The organism is Pseudomonas sp. FP2300 (genome assembly GCF_030687595.1).
In the GTDB taxonomy this organism is placed as follows: Bacteria; Pseudomonadota; Gammaproteobacteria; order Pseudomonadales; family Pseudomonadaceae; genus Aquipseudomonas; species Aquipseudomonas bijieensis.
Genome location: NZ_CP117440.1, coordinates 4,877,908 through 4,894,883, shown reverse-complemented (window position 1 = coordinate 4,894,883; position 16,976 = coordinate 4,877,908). Strand labels below are relative to the sequence as shown.

Genomic DNA, 16,976 nt, shown 5'->3' with positions numbered 1-16,976 from the left:
GAGTCAGCAACCCATTTAACATCTGGGCAATCGCAAGACTATGACCTCCTTCACAAAAAATACGCAATAGGTTGATCGGCGGGGCAATTCTCAACGATATGTAGGATATTTCTGTAGCCCAACCTCCCGTTTCCGCCATTCACCCCCCATCTACAGCCCGACACGTCCCACAATCCAATCGCGCATTCCCACCCTGCGCGGGATAATACGGCCGTGCTTGAGGTCACAAGCTTTTCCCTCGTTGGTATTGGCGTCTCAGAAGGATCGAACGCAATGACAGATTGGCTCCAGAGCTATGGAGAAATGGCCGAACGGATTCGCCGCCATCCGTGGGAAGGCACGCCACTCGGGCCACCTTCGCAGTGGCCCGATGTGTTGAAGACCACCGTGGCGCTGAGCCTCGCCTCGCATTTTCCCCAGGCCATCGTATGGGGGCCGGACCTGATCACGTTGTACAACGATGCGTTCCTGCCGATCCTCGGCAACAAGCCCGAGGCGCTGGGCCGGCGGTTTGATGAGGTGTGGCGGGAAGTCTGGAGCGATATCGAGCCGATTGCGCGCGCGGCCTTTGAGGGGCAAGCGACTTATATAGAGAACTTCCCCCTGGTCATCGAGCGCGGTGGCGGTCCTGAGCAGGCTTATTTCACTTTCTGCTACAGCCCGATTCGTGATCAGTTCGGCAAGGTCGTGGGCATGTTGGATACGGTCACCGAGACCACCTCGACGGTGTTCATGACCCAGCGCCTGGCCGTGCTCGATGCCATCGGCACCGCCGTGGCGAACGCCACCGACCCGCAGAGCATCATGGCGACCACCACGCGGATTCTGGCGGCGCACTTGAACCTGTCCAATTGTGCCTACGCGGACATGGATGAGGACGAAGACGGTTTTACCATTCGTGGCGATTGGGCCAGGGCGGGCTCGCCCCATATCCTCGGGCATTATCGGCTGGCTGATTTCGGTCGTCTGGCCGTCGCCAAGCTGAGGGCCGGCAAGCCGTTGGTGATCAACGATAACCTCAAGGAACTGGCGCCGGAGGAAGCGGCGACGTTCCAGGCCATTGGCATCGCGGCCACCATCTGCGTGCCGTTGATCAAGGGCGGACGCTTGACCGCGCTAATGGCCATTCACGATAAAACGCCACGGGTCTGGTCATCCAACGACCTGGCGCTGTTGGTGGAGGTCACGGAGCGGTCCTGGGCCCACATTGAGCGCGCCCGTGCCGACGCTGCCGTGCGCGAAGGCCTGGCGGCCCTGGCCGAATTGAACGCGACGCTGGAAGAGCGGGTCGAGGAGCGCACCGCACGCTTGAAACAGACCGAAGCGGCACTGCGCCAGTCGCAAAAACTCGAAGCCATCGGCCAGCTCACCGGTGGCGTGGCCCACGACTTCAACAACCTTCTGACCATCATTCGCTCTTCGGTGGACTTCCTGCGCATGCCCAACCTGTCGCAAGAGCGCCGACAGCGCTACATGACCGCGGTGTCCGAAACGGTGGAGCGCGCCTCCAAATTGACCAGCCAGTTGCTTGCATTTGCCCGGCGCCAGCCGTTGAAGCCGCAAGTCATCGATGTGGGCAAGCAAGTGCAGAGCCTGGGGGACATGCTGCAAACCGTGACCGGGGCGCGGATCCAGGTCAGCGTCGAGTTGTGTGATCGGCCCTGTTACATCCGGGCGGACTTGAGCCAGTTCGAGACGGCGCTGATCAACATGGCCCTCAATGCCCGGGATGCGATGAATGGCCAGGGCACGCTGTGGCTTCGGGTCAGTTGCGGCGGTGGCATGCCACCGATCCGTGGTCATGCCGGGGCCGGGCAATCCTTTGCCGCCATTGCTCTGGCGGACACCGGTACTGGCATTGCCCCGCAAGTGCTCGAGCACATCTTCGAGCCCTTCTTCACCACCAAGGAAGTGGGCAAGGGCACGGGGCTGGGCTTGTCCCAGGTGTTCGGCTTTGCCAAGCAGTCCGGTGGCAACGTCGATGTTTGCACCGTGGTGGGGGAAGGGACGGTGTTCACGTTGTACCTTCCAGAGGTCGCCCCCGAAACCCACCACGAGCCTGTCAGGGACGAACCCACGCACGTGGTGCTGGAAAAGGGCAAGCGTCGGGTGCTGATTGTGGAAGACAACCTGGAGGTAGGGCGTTTTGCCAACCAGATCCTCCAGGACCTGGGCTACGAGACCGCCTGGGCGACCAACGCCGAAGAAGCGCTGGAGATGGTCGGTCCGGATGCGATGGCATTCGACGCGATATTTTCTGACGTGGTGATGCCGGGCATCAGCGGTATTGCCCTGGCCAGGGAGCTGCGCCAGCGTCGTCCGGATCTGCCCGTGGTACTCACTTCCGGTTATAGCGAAGAGTTGGCCCACAGTGGGCATGAGGGCTTTGAGTTCCTCGCCAAACCCTATTCGGCCGATCAGGTTTCCCGGGTTTTAAACCGGACGATATTGGGGGCTGAATGAGTGTTTCCGTTTTGAAACAGTGAGTTCCATTCGTCGGCCCAGGGCTTTGTTGAATCAACAGTCTGTTGATGACCGACTAGTCTCACTATCGTGAAGGTCGATATTTTCAGGCAACCGGTTGTTGCCGATATGGGCCTCGATGAAAAGGGGAAAGGCAATGGGAACACCGTACAGCGAGGAGAACACCGCCGCGTATCCGATCAATGAAGGGTTGCAGTGTGGTCAGTCGACCTATCATGCGGATTTTGGTGACGAGCCGATCAAGTCCATCAGGACGAAGGTGGCTAAAGTACAACGAGGGGAGAAGGCCAAGTTCCTGCCCAGGGTTCCGGTCAAGAAGTGACGGGGATCGTGGTAGGGGAGCTTGCTCCCACCGGGCTGCATGGCAGCCCTTTTTTTCGTTCCCAGGTTCCCGCGTGGGAATGCCGCCAGGGACGCTCGGCGTTCCGATCAGAATCTTTTCTCAAGTAGCGTTTCCTTTCACGTTTCTTTCACAAGCAGGTACGTACTCTGAGCTCATCCGTTAGAAAGCAGTACCTGCCCGTTTCCCCAGCGGGCTTTTTTTTGCCTGTCATAAAATAAATCGCCGTTTCGTTGTCCAACCGTCATGGCTGACGCTGTTTGGCGTAAACTCGCGCCCGCGTGCACCGGCCATTTCTCCCCGATGCGGCATTCTTGAGGTTTCTATCATGCGTTTGACTTTGTCCACCTTGGTACTGGGGTTAGTGGTTGCCCAGGGCGCGATGGCTGCCGGCGACGGTACCGCCGCGGTCGGCGGTGGTCTGGGCGGTGTGTTAGGCAACGTAGTCGGCCAGCAGATGGGCGGCAGCACCGGTGCCGCGATTGGCGCGGGCGTCGGCGGCGCAGCCGGCAGCGCCGTGGGCGCGCGCAAGGGCAGCCGCACCGAAGCCGCCATCGGCGGTGGCCTGGGCTCGGCCGGTGGCTCGATCGTCGGTAACCGCCTGGGCGGCTCCACCGGCTCCACTATCGGTGCTGGCGTCGGCGGCGCGGCCGGCGGCGCGTTGGGCAGCAACCTGTCCAATGACAACGACGGTCACTCCGGTGGCAAGAAGCACAAGCATAAGCACAAGAGAAATCATCGTTAAGCGGATGCTTGGATGAAAAGCCCCGGCCTTGTGTCGTAATGCTGTTCATCTAGAAAAAACGGCGCTTCTTTCAGAAATGGGAAGCGCCGTTTTTTGTGGGGCTTCTTTTGACTGACGGAGCGTCGAAATCATGAGCCCAAAGCAAGGGCAACAGACAGCTCCAGCCGCTGTGCAACAGCACCACTGTCATCGCGAGCAGGCTCGCTCCCACTCAGTTTTTTGATCGTTTATAAAATCAGTGTCCGCCGCCGATCCCTGTGGGAGCTGAGCTTGCTCGCGATAGCGGTGGGTCTGCTTGCATCAATGTTGAATGTACCGCCGCCTTCGCGAGCAGGCTCGCTCCCACAGTTGGATTGGGTACACCCGCAAGAGCAGGTCGGCTATAAAACCGCCTCGCGAGCAAGCTTTGCTCCCACAGGTCCAGCTCAAACAAGATCTGATGGGTGTACACCCCCCGCAAGAGCCAGGTCGGCTCTCAGGCCGCCTCGTGGTGGGGCATAAGCGCTTTGGTTACTCTCGACTGGGCCGGCTTCCGGGCTTTTCGAAAGTGACCCGCCGTCAGGGCGGAACCATAAGCAGCCGTTACCGAAGAAACGGATATACACCCCCCTAAAACACCCCCAAAAAACGACAGATCAAATCCCCCGGAACGATTGCCGCCCCCCCACCTCAAATTCATACATCCATCAGCAATCGCGAGGTGTGCCATGACGCCGGAAACCGAAGGCAAGGAAGAAAAAGGCCCGACGGGCGTTCCCTTCATCAATGATCCGGGCCCCAACGACCCGGGCAATGAAGACCCCGGTTCCTTGATGGACGACGCCCAAGTGCCCTTGCTAGACGATGAAGACGCTGAACTTGAGGACGAATCCTACAAGTGAAGGCGCTCAAACGGATCGCCCGCGTTCTTTAAGCTTTAGCCGCAGGACAGGTGCGTGCACCTGCCAGGAGGTTGTATGACTGCCGATTCCCCCGTCCCCGATGACGAAGAAACCCCTGAATACCCACTGCCATCGCCCACTAACCCGCTGAGCCGCGACCAGCGTCCACCGGATGACGATTCGGGAGTGGAGCAGGTGCCCAGCGAGGATGAGGACGTCGAGGCGACCCCGGATGATCCGGACATCGCCGGTGACGATGCCTCCGGCACGCCGAGCTGATTGTCAGTTCCGCCTGTCGATCCAGTGGCACCATCGGCCCGCCACGCCTGCCAGACATCAGGTAAGGACCTTGAAAAGGAGACTCACCATGATGAAGTCCAACATGACAGCGCTGACACTCGCCGGGATTCTTTCCGTCAGTTCATTGGCCGCTTTCGCACAATCTTCGAGCAGTACGCCGCCCGTGGACAAGGGCGGGATGCCGCCTTCCTCGGAAATGGAAGCCGGCTCCAAATCCGGTGCCAATGGCAACGCCTTGCCTCCGGGCACCGTGGGGGGCGGCAACGGCGGCGATGCCAGCGGCAGCAGCACCAGCCCCGGCACGGGCAGCGGTTCGATGAGTGGCGGCAGCACGATGGGCGGTGCCGACGCCGGCGGCGGGACCAACGGCGGAACCGGTACCAGCGACAGCGGTGGCAGCTCGGGCGGCAGTGGCTCGGGATCGGGTGGCTCCGGTAGCTCGGGTCAATAACCGCTGCGCCGTCATCCAACACCCATCCGTTTTTGTGGCGAGGGAGCTTGCTCGCGCTGGGTTGCGAAGCGACCCCAAGATCCAACGGCCGCTACGCAGCCGAGCGGGAGCAAGCTCCCTCGCCACGGACCCCATTCACCGATTTCCCATTGCCGGTTCCAAGCACCCTTCGTTATCCTGCTGAATCCTTTAAGGCGAACACGCTGCCCTGGCCGCACCTGAGCCATCCCTGGAATGTTGTGTTGATAACGGATCAGATGCGATGAATGCACCGCTGAAAGAGTTTGGCCCGATCAAGGCTGTGATTTTCGACATGGATGGGCTGTTGCTGGACACCGAGGGTATCTACACCGAGGTCACCTCCATCATCGCCGAACGCTATGGGCGCACCTTCGATTGGAGCGTCAAGCAGAATATCATCGGCCGCGGGGCCACGGACCTGGCCAATTACGTCGTCCAGGCGCTGGAGTTGCCGATCACTCCCCAGGAGTTTTTGGTCATCCGCGAGCCCTTGATGCGCGAGCGTTTTCCTCACGCTCTGGGAATGCCCGGCGCCGAGGAACTGGTGCGCCATCTCAAAGCCCACAACATTCCGATTGCGGTGGGTACCAGTTCGTCGAGTCCTACGTTCGCGCTGAAAACCACGCTGCACCGGGACTGGTTCGCGCTGTTCGACTGCATTGTGACGGCGGACGACCCTGAGGTCGGTGCGGCGAAACCGGCGCCGGATATCTTCCTCACCGCTGCCCGACGCCTGGGTGTAGCGCCGCGCGACTGCCTGGTGTTCGAGGATTCGCCGTTCGGTGTGACGGCCGCGAAAGCCGCCGGGATGACCGCCATTGCCATTCCGGATTCGGCCATGGCGGACGAAAAATATGCCCACGCCGATGGGATCATCCGCTCCTTGAAGATGTTCCAGCCAAGCCTTTGCGGTTTGCCGGAATTGGAGTGGGCCTGAGATAGGAAAGGGCTGCTGCGCAGCCCAGCGGGAGCAAGCTCCCTCGCCACATGGTTAGCCTGGATCAGGCGCCGAAACCACCGTCGATGGTCAGGCTGGCACCGGTGATGTAGCCGGCTTCCGGCCCTGCCAGGTAAGCGACGAAGCTGGCGATTTCATCGACGTTGCCATAGCGCCCGATGGCCATCAGCGACATCAGGCTGGAGGCGAAGTCGCTGTCGGCCGGGTTCATGTCAGTGTCCACCGGGCCGGGCTGCACGTTGTTGACGGTGATGCCGCGCGGGCCGAGGTCACGGGCCAGGCCTTTGGTCAGGCCCACCAGCGCGGATTTGCTCATGGCGTACGTAGCGCCGCCGGCGAAGGGCATGCGGTCGGCGTTGGTGCTGCCGATGTTGATGACCCGGCCACCTTCGCCCATGTACCGCGCTGCCGCTTGGGTGGCGACGAACACGCTGCGCACGTTGACGGCCAGGGTCTGGTCGAAATCTTCGAGTTTGAATTCATCCAGCGGCGCCATGGCCAGCACGCCCGCATTGTTGACCAGGATGTCCAACCGCCCAAAAGCCTCGACGGTGGCGGCGACGGCGTTACGGACGGCCTCGGCGTCGGCGCTGTCGGCCTTGATCGCCAGGGCCTTGCCGCCTGCTGCGGTGATGCTGTTCTGCAGTTCTTCAGACTTGGCGCCAGAGCTGACGTAGGTGAAGGCCACGGCGGCGCCTTCTGCCGCCAGGCGTTTGACGATGGCGGCGCCGATGCCGCGAGAACCGCCTTGGATCAAGGCGACTTTGCCGTTCAGTGCTTGGTTACTCATGATGTTCTCCAAAAAGTGCCGGGGCGAGATGCCGCGGTGATGGAGCGAGTATCAAGAAGGCGTCGTGGGCTGTGTAGACCTACATTGCTATAGTCTGTCTAAACCAAAAGTTTAGAGTGTGGCGCATGGAGACCTTTAACAGTATCGAATGCTTTGTGCGTAGCGCGGAAGTCGGCAGCTTTGCCGAAGCGGCGCGACGCTTGAGCGTGACCCCCGCAGCGGTGGGTAAAAGCGTTGCCAAGCTGGAGGCGCGCATGGGCGTACGCCTGTTCCAGCGCAGCACCCGCAGCCTGAGGCTGACCGAAGCCGGTCAGTTGTTCCTGAGGGAAGTCGGCAGCAGCTTCAACACCATCCAGAACGCCGTCGCCAACCTGGCCAGCGCCGGAGGGCAACCGGCGGGGACGCTGAAGGTGAGCATGGGCACGGCGTTCGGTCGATTGTATGTCGTGCCCTTGCTGGGAGAGTTTCTGCGGCGCTACCCGGCGATCAACCCGGACTGGCATTTCGATAACCGCCAGGTGGACCTGATCGGCCAGGGCTTCGATGCCGCCATCGGCGGCGGTTTCGAACTGCCCCAGGGCGTGGTGGCGCGCAAGTTGACGGTGGCCCATCGGGTGCTGGTTGCATCCACGGACTATCTGCAAAGCCATGCCGCCGTGACAGAACCGGAAGATCTGTCACAACACCAAGGCATCCTGATTCGTTCGCCCCAGACCGGGCGCGTCCGTTCCTGGCAACTGACCAGCCGCAGTCGAGAACACAGGCCACTGACGCTCAAGACGCGCATGACCATGAGCGATTCGGAAGCCGACTGCGCGGCGGCCGCCCAAGGCTTGGGCATCGGCCTGGTGAGCATGCCGATCGCCGTTCCCTTCCTGGAGTCCGGCGCGTTGCAGCGAGTGCTGCCGGACTGGTATGTCGATGATGGCAACATCTCCATCTACTACGCCGAGCACAAACTCTTGCCGGGCAAGACCCGGGCGTTCGTGGATTTCATCATCGAGCAGTTTGCCGCGCAGGGGCTGGCGCAGCGGTTCAGTGCGGTCTGAGCTGGGCTTGGGACCGAGTTGGCCCCAATCGCGAGCAGGCTCGCTCCCACAGAGTTGGATGTGTTCACAGACTTCTGATCACCACCCATCACCTGTGGGAGCGAGCTTGCTCGCGATTCGGGGCGCCTCGGCCCAAGGCTATGAACTCACCGCCCAAATCGCCCCGGCCAGCCAATGATGGTCTTGGGCCGAGGTGTCGCATAGGTGCGCACTTTCGACGTCGACAACCCCAGCCGCACCAGCGATTCGGCAATGGTCACCGCCGCGGTCACCCCATCGACCACCGGCACCCCGGTGCGCCGGCGGATCTGCTCATCGAGCCCGGCCATGCCGCCGCAGCCCAGGCAGATCACCTCGGCCTTGTCCTGGCTGACCGCCAGTTCGGCCTGCTGCACGATGGCTTCGACCGCCCGCTGCGGGTCTTGCTCCAGTTCCAGCACCGCCAGGCCGCTGGCCCGTACCGAGGCGCAGCGGTCGAACAGGCCGGAAAGCTTGAGCCGATCCTCGATCAGCGGCACGGTGCGGTCCAGGGTCGTGACCACCGAATAGGCATGACCGAGGAACATCGCGGTGCTGGCACCGGCATCGGTGATGTCCACCACCGGCACGTTGAGCAGTTCCTGCAGGCCTTCACGGCCATGCTCGCCGTAGCCGGCCTGGATCACCGCGTCGAACGGCTGGTCGTAGGACATCACCCGGTCCATCACCGCGATGGCCGCCAGGTAACTTTCAAAATTGCCCTCGATGGAATCGGCACCGAAGTACGGCGTGAGCCCGACGATCTCGGTGCCCGGCGCGGCGACGGCCTGAGCCTGCCGGGCGATGGCTTGGGTGATGGATTCGGTGGTGTTGACGTTGACCACGAGAATTCGCATGAGCTGTCCTCCTTGATGTAGAAAAATAAGCGACCCGAACCTGGCGAGCCGCTGGGGCCAATTAATGACTGACGTTATCCACCGCGATGGCTTCGCCGCTGACATCTTCGTAATACGGTTGGCGTTTGGCGATGATCAGGTACAGCAACCCTGCAATCGAAGCGCCAATCAGCCAGGAAAACGGTGAAACGGCGTCAAAACCTGGCACCAGGGCCAGGACAATCGCGATCAGCGCGGCCGGAATGAACGCCGCCACCGCACGCAGGTTGACCCCATTGCTGTAGAAGTACGCACCGTTGGGGTCTTCGCTATACAGTTGCGGCACGTTGATGCGGCCTTTTCGCAGCAGCCAGTAGTCGACCATGATCACCCCGTACAGCGGCCCGAGCAGGGCGCCGAGGCCGGACAGGAAATACACGATCACCAGTGGGCTGTTGTAGAGGTTCCACGGCAGGATCAGCACGGCAATGGCGGCGCTGATCAGCCCGGCGCGGCGGAAGTTCAGGTACTTGGGCGCCAGGTTGCTGAGCACGAAGGCCGGGGCGACGAAGTTGGCCATGATGTTCACTGCCACGGTGACGATCAGGAAGGCCAGGCAGCCCAACACGAGGAAGAAGGTATTGGGGATCGAAGCGATCACCTGGGTCGGGCTTTCGATGATCTGCCCATTGATCTGGAATTGCGCACCGCAGAGCAGGATGGTGATCCCGGCGAACACCAGGATATTTACCGGCAGGCCCCAGAAATTTCCGACGACGATGGTCCGACGGCACGGCGAGGAGCGGGCGAAGTCGCAGAAATTGAGAATCAAGGTGCCGTAGATCGACAGCCACAGCGCGCCGCCGGCAAAGATGTTGCGCCACATTTCACCACCGGTCAGCGGTTCGCGGATCGACCAGGCAATGGTGGCGCCGGCCTGGGTGTACATCCAGCCGGCCAGGGCCGCGACGGTCACCAGTATCACTGGGCCGGCAAAGCCTTCGTAGCGGCGCACTGTTTCCATGCCGTAGGCCAGGATCACCAGTTGCACGAACCAGATCGCCACGAAACACACCCAGCCCAGGCTCGACAGGCCGAGGATCGAGTCGTGGTCATAGTCGGCGAAGCCGGGATGGATCGCCACCAGCAAGACGCGAAAAACCACCGACGCCAGGTAGGTCTGGATGCCGAACCAGGCAATCGCAATCACAGCCCTGATCAACGCCGGGATCTGCGCCCCGTGGATGCCGAAACTGATCCGGCTGATCACCGGAAACGGCACCCCGGTTTTCTGCCCCATGTAGCCGGACAGGTTCATGAAGCCGTACACCAGCGCCGCGCCGATCCCCAGGGACAACAAGATCTGCCAGCCGCCCAGGCCCAGGGCATAGAGGCCAATGGCGAAGGAATAGTTGGCGATGTTGTGCACGTCGTTGGTCCACAGGGCAAAGATGCTGTAGCGACCCCAGCGTCGACCTTCGGCCTTGGTCGGCGCCAGGTCTTTGTTGTGCAGCCGCGGGCTCAGGGCCAGGGGCGCTGCGGTGTGGTCATCGAGGGCAGTGGTGGAGGAGGGCAGATCCAGCGCGATGTTATTGGAGAGACTTGTACGCATTCCGGCAGGCTCCTGATTCTCGGCGCCGCGATGACTGTGCATGAGCTTGAGGCTCGACAAATCTTCGTCGCGGCGGGTGAGCATCATTGGTTACGGGGCATCTGCAGCCTGTACGGGATAGGGCGCTTCAGGCTTGCGGATCTAAAGTGTGTGTATGTTTTATAAATGTTGTATACAAAACACCTGTCGACTAAAGCCAAATTTATGCCACTTACGGATCTATCGTCCGTAGCGCTAATTTCGTTTTGTTATTGAGTCTGAATAACTAACTGAAATACCGTGATTTAAAACTGACCGTTTAAACAGGTATTTATTTTTTGGCGAACGCCAGTAGGGTTGGATGGGCAGGCGAGGCGGGAAGGTGTGTGTAACCTTTCGGGGCATAAACGATATAAGTGCACACAAAAATGCCACTTGTAGTGACATTTTTGTGTACAGGGTGAGAGGCTCAGACGGTCTTGGATTTGGCGATGATGTTCCCGGCATGCAGCCCGCATTCTTTCTGCGTGGCTTCTTCCCACCACCAGCGGCCTTCGCGCTCGTGCTGGTTTGGCAGCACCGGGCGGGTGCAGGGCTCGCAGCCGATGCTGATGAAGCCGCGTTCATGCAGGCTGTTGTAAGGCAGCTCCAGCATGCGGATGTAGCCCCAGACTTCTTCGCTGGTCATCTGCGACAGCGGGTTGAACTTGTACAGGGTGCGCTCGGGGGTGGAGAACGCCGTGTCGATTTCCAACACCGCCACCTGGCTGCGGGTGCCGGGGCTCTGGTCGCGGCGCTGGCCGGTGGCCCAGGCACGGACATCGGTCAGTTTGCGTCGCAACGGTTCGATCTTGCGGATGCCGCAGCACTCGCCATGACCATCCTTGTAGAAGCTGAACAGGCCTTTTTCCTTCACGAAGGGTTCAAGTTTCGTGTAGTCCGGCGAGACCAGTTCGATGTCGATCTTGTAGTGCTCGCGTACCTGATCGATGAAACGATAGGTTTCCGGGTGCAGGCGGCCGGTGTCGAGGCTGAACACCTTGACGTTCTTGTTCAGTTTCCAGGCCATGTCCACCAGCACCACGTCTTCGGCGCCGCTGAAAGATATCCACAGCTCGTCGCCGAATTCGGCGAAGGCCAGCTTGAGGATGTCCTGCGGGGACTTGTTGGCATAGGTCGTGGCGAGTTCCACGACATCAAACGATGGGCTCATCAGGGCGGTTTCCTACAGGTCGGTGGCGCTGGGCGCTCTATATGGGGCTGATGGTAACAAAAGCTGTCGGGGCTGGCGCGTTCCTCTGCGTTGCGCGGACTTCGGCGAATGGCTAGAGTCGGCAGGCCTTTTGTTCGCTCAACCGATAAACATCAAAAAAAGTGGGAGTGTCTTGTGGAAATTGCCTGTCTCGACCTGGAAGGTGTGCTGGTCCCGGAGATCTGGATCGCCTTCGCCGAAAAAACCGGTATTGAGTCCCTCAGGGCGACCACTCGGGACATTCCCGACTATGACGTGCTGATGAAGCAACGCTTGCGTATCCTCGATGAGCACGGCCTCAAGCTCTCCGACATCCAGGAAGTCATCGCCACCCTCAAGCCGCTGGACGGCGCCATCGAATTCGTCGACTGGCTGCGCGAACGCTTTCAGGTGGTAATTCTTTCCGACACGTTCTACGAATTTTCCCAGCCGTTGATGCGCCAGTTGGGCTTCCCGACATTGCTCTGCCATCGGCTGATTACCGATGACAGTGGGCGGGTGACCGGTTATCAACTGCGTCAGAAAGATCCCAAGCGCCAGTCGGTCCTGGCTTTCAAGAGCCTGTACTACCGGGTGATTGCGGCGGGGGATTCCTACAACGACACCACGATGCTGGGTGAAGCCGACGCCGGGATTCTGTTCCATGCGCCAGAGAATGTGATCCGTGAGTTCCCGCAGTTCCCGGCGGTGCACACGTTTGCCGAGTTGAAGCAGGAATTCCTCAAGGCTTCGAACCGCAGCCTCAGTCTGTAAACCCAATCCCCTGTGGGAGCGGGCTTGCTCGCGAAGGCGGTGGTCCAGCCGGCATTGATGTCGACTGACACACTGTCATCGCGGGCAAGCCTTGCTCCCACAGACTGGCGCTATACCCCCTGTGGGAGCGGGCTTGCTCGCGAAGGCGGTGGTCCAGCCGGCATTGATGTCGACTGACACACTGTCATCGCGGGCAAGCCTTGCTCCCACAGACTGGCGCTATACCCCCTGTGGGAGCAAGGCTTGCCCGCGATGCTTTTAGAGGTTCTGCAAGGTCTCAAGCAACACCCGAACCTTGGTAATCGACTCCTGATATTCGGCCTGCCAATCCGAGTCTGCGACAATCCCGCCACCGCCCCAGCAACACACCTGTCCATCCTTGACCAGCAAACTGCGGATAGCGATGGAGCTGTCCATTTCCCCGCGTACGTCCAGGTACAGCAACGAGCCGCAATACAACCCGCGGCGGGTCGGTTCGAGCTCGTCGATGATCTGCATGGCACGGATTTTCGGCGCGCCGGTGATCGAGCCACCGGGAAAGCTGCCGGCGATCAGGTCCAGGGCGTCCTTATCCACAGCCAGTTCGCCGGTCACGCTGCTGACCAGGTGATGCACGTTCGGGTAGCTTTCCAGGCTGAATAACTCTGGCACCCGCACCGAGCCGATGCGGCAGGTGCGGCCCAGGTCGTTGCGCAGCAGGTCGACGATCATCAGGTTTTCCGCCCGGTCCTTGGGGCTGGCCAGCAGCTCGGCGGCGTGGGCCGCGTCTTCCGCGGGCGTTGTGCCGCGGGGCCGGGTGCCTTTGATCGGCCGGGTTTCCACCTGGCCTTCGCTGACCTTGACGAAGCGTTCGGGGGACAGGCTCAGCACCGCGCCGCCATCGGGTAGGCTCTGGAAGCCGGAAAACGGCGTCGGGCAAGCTGCGCGCAGCGCCTGGTAGGCGGCCCAGGCATCACCCTGGCAGGGCGCGCGAAAGCGCTGGGCAAAGTTGACCTGGTAGCAGTCGCCGGCCTGGATATACGCCTGGATCCGTTCGAACGCCTGTCGATAGGCCTCGGCGCTGAGGTCGGGCGTCATGGGGCCTTCAAGGCTGAACGGGAGAACGGGCGCGGTGGTCGGCTGGCTGAACAGCGCTATCAGGCGTTGGCGTTCGTCTTCGGCGCAGTGGGGGTGGAACACCAGTTGGCTGGTGCCCACCTGGTGATCGCTGATCAAGGCCCAGTCGTACACGCCAAAACGCGCATCGGGCAGTTGCAGGTCGTCCTTGGCGTGGGACGGCAGGGCTTCGAGATGTCGGCCGAAGTCGTAGCTCAAGTAGCCGATCAGGCCGCCGGCGAAGGGCAATTGCACCGTGGCCGGTAGTACCGCGTCGCCCAGTTGCGTCAGCTGAATGCGCAGGCGTTGCAGGAAATCGCTACCGCTCTCGTCGGGCAACACTGCCAGTTGCTTCAGCGGCCAGGCACTGAGCAGGTCGTAACGTCCGCGCTCGGCACTCGGCCGTCCGCTGTCGAGCATGACGCTGCCAGGAGCGTGACGGATCGCCGCGAAATACTCGGCGGGGTTGGCGCGGTAGGGCAGCGGGTGTACGGAGCAGGTTGGCATGGGCGGGGCGGGTCAGCCGTTCAGGCGGGGGGGCGATTGTAATCCCCTGTGGGATTTGCTCCTAGAGGGATGTCGGAGATGAGCACGTCTGTGGTTATTGAAGCTATTTGGGTATAAGAGCTTTGTGGCTACCAGAAGCTATCTGGGGATGAACACTTTGTGGCGAGGGAGCTTGCTCCCGCTGGGTTGCGAAGCAACCCCCAGGGCAGTTGAACGCAATCACTCCGATGCACCGCGGTGCCGGGCTTTGGGGTTGCTGCGCAACCCAGCGGGAGCAAGCTCCCTCGCCACAGGGTTTCATGCTCCAGCCTCTTACTCCAGTCTCCAGTCTCCAGTCTCCAGTCTCCAACCTTAGCCTTAGCCTTAGCCTCCAGGTTAAAGCCTCAACCCTCAACCGGCGGAATATGTCCAAACAGCTCCTGGGCAAACGCCACGCGTTCTTGCGCGGTTTCGGTAACGTCCCGGGCTTGGAGTTCTTCCAGGCGGGCCTCCACCGCGTGGGTGCGCAGGGTCAGGCCGCAGTCATTGGCGATCTGGATGTTCAGGCCCGGCCGGGCATTCAGTTCCAGGATCAGCGGCCCTTTCTCCTGGTCCAGCACCATGTCCACGCCGATGTAGCCCAGCCCGCACAGTTCATAGCAACCGGCGGCCAGTTTCATGAAACCGTCCCAGTAGGGCAGTTGCACGCCGTCCACCGCGTTGGTGGTGTCGGGGTGCTTGGTGATGATGTTGTTCAGCCAGGTGCCGCGCAGGGTCAGGCCGGTGGCGAGGTCGACGCCCACGCCGATGGCGCCCTGGTGCAGGTTGGCCTTGCCGCCGGATTGACGGGTCGGCAAGCGCAGCATGGCCATCACCGGATAGCCCATCAGCACGATGATGCGGATGTCCGGCACGCCTTCGTAGCTGATGCTCTTGAAGATCTGGTCCGGCGTCACGCGGTACTCGATCAGCGCCCGGTCACGGTGCCCGCCCAAGGAATACAGGCCGGTGAGGATGCTGGAGACATGGTGCTCGATTTCCTCATGGCTGATGATCTTGCCGGACACTGTGCGATAGCGGCCTTCGAAGCGGTCGGCGATGACGATGATGCCGTCGCCACCAGCGCCCTGGGCCGGCTTGATGACGAAGTCGGTGCGCCCGCCGATGATCTCGTCGAGCTTGTCGATTTCCTTTTCGGTGGAGATCACCCCGTACAGCTCCGGCACATGAATGCCGGCGGCGATGGCCCGTTCCTTGGTGATGATCTTGTCATCGACGATGGGGTACAGGCTGCGCTTGTTGTACTTGAGCACGTAGTCGGCATTACGCCGGTTGATGCCCATGATGCCCCGGGCTTCCAGGGCCTTCCAGGTCTTCCAGAAACCGAACATCAGGAGTCTGCCTTGAGGAAGGCCTTGAACCGGACCAGCTCGGTCAGGCGGTAGCCGCGATAACGCCCCATGGCCAGCATGAAGCCCACCAGGATCAACAGGACCGCCGGGAAGGTGAACACGAAGTACACCAGCTCCGGCACGCTCATGATCAGGTGCGCCAGGGACGCGGCGAACAAGGTGCCGATGGCGACTTTCATCGCGTGGCCGGCGCCGCGTTCTTCCCAGGTGATGGACAGGCGCTCGATGGTCATGGTCAGGATCACCATAGGGAACAGCGCCACCGACAGGCCGCGCTCCAGGCCCAGCTTATGACTGAACAGGCTGATGGCGGCGATCAGCACCACCACGAACGTCAGCACCACCGAGAGCCTTGGCAGCATTTGCAGCTTGAGGTGCTCCAGGTACGAACGCAGCGACAGGCCCAGCGTGGTGATCACCGTGAACAGGATGATCCCGAAGCCCAGTTGAGTTTCGCGGAAGGCCAGGGCGATCAGTACCGGAGTAAAGGTGCCCAGGGTTTGCAGGCCGATCAGGTTGCGCAATATCAGAATCACCAGCACGCCGATCGGGATCATCACCATGATCATGAACGTCTGCTGGGTTTGCAGCGGCAGACCGTACAGCGAGTATTCGAGAAAGTTGGCGTCGGTGTTCTCGTCCGTCAGCTTGGCCAGGCGAATGGCGTTCATTTCGCTGTTGTTCATGCTGAAGGTCACGGTGGCTTTCTTGCCGCCATCGACGGTGATCAGGTTTTCATCGCCGGTCCACCACAACAGGCGGTCGGTGGGCAGGCCCTGTTCGCCGGAGTCCGGGTTGAAATACAGCCAGTCGGTGCCGTTGAAACTGCGCAGCCACAGTTCCGGTGCCTGCGGCTGGTCGGCCACCAGGCGAATGGTATGGACCTTTTCCACCGGCACGTGGGCGATGGACAGCACCAATTCGACGATACGCGCCTTGTTGGCCGAAGAAGGATCGCCGGCCAGCAGCAGCTTGACGTTGTCGTCGTTGAGGTTGTTGACCCGCTTGATCGCTTCGCTGATGAACGTCTCGACGTCGGCCGAATGTTGGCGGATCGGTGCGAGCAGGGCTTCGGCGGCCAGTTTTTCCGGGCCTTCGACGGCGATGCTGTCGCGGAAGGTCGGGCCCTTGACCTTGGTTTTCTCGGCGCTGTAGCGCTTGGTCAGCACCAAACGGTAATAAAGGGTCTGGTTGCCCTTGGCCCGACGGGCCGACCACGTCACCTTGCGGTTACCGTCGACCCGGTTCACCGCCACACCGTAATTATTGGAGATGAAACTCTCGTTGAGGCTGACGTAGTCGCGGCTCAGGGGCGGCACGAACATCTGGATCTTGACCGGATCCTTGGCGTTGGGCACGAACTCGACCTTGGCGTCGATGTTCCACAAGTCGTCGGTGGCGTCTTCGGTGACCGGGATGCCGAGCACGAAAATCTGATAGGCCGTCACCGACAGGCCCAGCACCACCAGGATGGCGATCAGCATTTTCAGATGGAGGGTAAGGGAGCGCATTGG

Annotated in this window: 16 protein-coding genes; 9 read left to right on the top strand and 7 right to left on the bottom strand. The window is 61.2% G+C overall.

What is annotated here, in order from left to right; translation table 11 throughout:
- The first annotated feature begins 273 nt into the window (after positions 1-273).
- From PSH86_RS21465 to PSH86_RS21435, 7 genes are all read left to right on the top strand, one after another.
- Positions 274-2,463, top strand: a complete 2,190-nt coding sequence (locus PSH86_RS21465) for a response regulator (RefSeq protein ID WP_109756481.1) — start codon at positions 274-276, stop codon at positions 2,461-2,463.
- A gap of 157 nt (positions 2,464-2,620) precedes the next feature.
- Positions 2,621-2,806, top strand: a complete 186-nt coding sequence (locus PSH86_RS21460) for a hypothetical protein (protein ID WP_109756482.1) — start codon at positions 2,621-2,623, stop codon at positions 2,804-2,806.
- A 346-nt stretch (positions 2,807-3,152) separates the two neighbouring features.
- Complete coding sequence (locus tag PSH86_RS21455; RefSeq protein ID WP_072406201.1) at positions 3,153-3,569, top strand: glycine zipper domain-containing protein; 417 nt, start codon at positions 3,153-3,155, stop codon at positions 3,567-3,569.
- Positions 3,570-4,276: 707 nt separating this feature from the next.
- Positions 4,277-4,450: a hypothetical protein gene (locus PSH86_RS21450; RefSeq protein WP_162893857.1), complete on the top strand. Its 174-nt coding sequence runs from the start codon at positions 4,277-4,279 to the stop codon at positions 4,448-4,450.
- Positions 4,451-4,525: 75 nt separating this feature from the next.
- A complete protein-coding gene (locus PSH86_RS21445) occupies positions 4,526-4,729 on the top strand; it encodes a hypothetical protein (protein ID WP_109756483.1) in 204 nt (67 codons plus the stop codon).
- Positions 4,730-4,817: 88 nt separating this feature from the next.
- A complete protein-coding gene (locus PSH86_RS21440) occupies positions 4,818-5,201 on the top strand; it encodes a hypothetical protein (RefSeq protein WP_305484775.1) in 384 nt (127 codons plus the stop codon).
- A gap of 262 nt (positions 5,202-5,463) precedes the next feature.
- The gene (locus tag PSH86_RS21435; protein ID WP_109756485.1) at positions 5,464-6,159 is read left to right on the top strand and encodes an HAD-IA family hydrolase; all 696 of its coding nucleotides are present in this window, start codon (positions 5,464-5,466) and stop codon (positions 6,157-6,159) included.
- Positions 6,160-6,223: 64 nt separating this feature from the next.
- Here PSH86_RS21435 and PSH86_RS21430 read toward each other — a convergent pair whose 3' ends face one another.
- Positions 6,224-6,970 carry a 3-oxoacyl-ACP reductase family protein gene (locus PSH86_RS21430; protein WP_305484770.1) on the bottom strand — a complete coding sequence of 249 codons (747 nt, stop codon included), beginning with the start codon at positions 6,968-6,970 and terminating at the stop codon, positions 6,224-6,226.
- 125 nt (positions 6,971-7,095) lie between these two features.
- Between PSH86_RS21430 and PSH86_RS21425 the strand changes: the two genes are divergently transcribed.
- Positions 7,096-8,019, top strand: a complete 924-nt coding sequence (locus PSH86_RS21425) for a LysR family transcriptional regulator (protein WP_109756487.1) — start codon at positions 7,096-7,098, stop codon at positions 8,017-8,019.
- Between the two features lie 146 nt (positions 8,020-8,165).
- Here the strand turns inward: PSH86_RS21425 and PSH86_RS21420 are convergent, their stop codons facing one another.
- The 3 genes from PSH86_RS21420 to PSH86_RS21410 form a co-directional block, all read right to left on the bottom strand.
- Positions 8,166-8,894, bottom strand: coding sequence for an aspartate/glutamate racemase family protein (locus PSH86_RS21420; RefSeq protein WP_109756488.1), 729 nt, complete (start codon positions 8,892-8,894; stop codon positions 8,166-8,168).
- 61 nt (positions 8,895-8,955) lie between these two features.
- Positions 8,956-10,485 carry an NCS1 family nucleobase:cation symporter-1 gene (locus PSH86_RS21415; RefSeq protein ID WP_109756518.1) on the bottom strand — a complete coding sequence of 510 codons (1,530 nt, stop codon included), beginning with the start codon at positions 10,483-10,485 and terminating at the stop codon, positions 8,956-8,958.
- Between the two features lie 448 nt (positions 10,486-10,933).
- Entirely contained in the window at positions 10,934-11,677 is a 744-nt protein-coding gene (locus tag PSH86_RS21410) for a phosphoadenylyl-sulfate reductase (protein ID WP_013693959.1), read from the bottom strand.
- 174 nt (positions 11,678-11,851) lie between these two features.
- Between PSH86_RS21410 and thrH the strand changes: the two genes are divergently transcribed.
- Positions 11,852-12,469 (top strand): bifunctional phosphoserine phosphatase/homoserine phosphotransferase ThrH, encoded by a 618-nt coding sequence (gene thrH / locus PSH86_RS21405; RefSeq protein ID WP_163857562.1) that lies wholly within the window; start codon positions 11,852-11,854, stop codon positions 12,467-12,469.
- A 258-nt stretch (positions 12,470-12,727) separates the two neighbouring features.
- Here the strand turns inward: thrH and pabB are convergent, their stop codons facing one another.
- The 3 genes from pabB to PSH86_RS21390 form a co-directional block, all read right to left on the bottom strand.
- Positions 12,728-14,071: an aminodeoxychorismate synthase component I gene (pabB, locus tag PSH86_RS21400; RefSeq protein ID WP_176689353.1), complete on the bottom strand. Its 1,344-nt coding sequence runs from the start codon at positions 14,069-14,071 to the stop codon at positions 12,728-12,730.
- A gap of 383 nt (positions 14,072-14,454) precedes the next feature.
- On the bottom strand, positions 14,455-15,441 hold the full coding sequence (locus PSH86_RS21395; RefSeq protein WP_305484764.1) for an alpha-L-glutamate ligase-like protein: 987 nt from the start codon (positions 15,439-15,441) through the stop codon (positions 14,455-14,457).
- Positions 15,441-16,973: an inactive transglutaminase family protein gene (locus PSH86_RS21390; RefSeq protein WP_109756492.1), complete on the bottom strand. Its 1,533-nt coding sequence runs from the start codon at positions 16,971-16,973 to the stop codon at positions 15,441-15,443. The genes PSH86_RS21395 and PSH86_RS21390 overlap by 1 nt, the downstream gene beginning before the upstream one ends.
- Between the last annotated feature and the right edge of the window lie 3 nt (positions 16,974-16,976).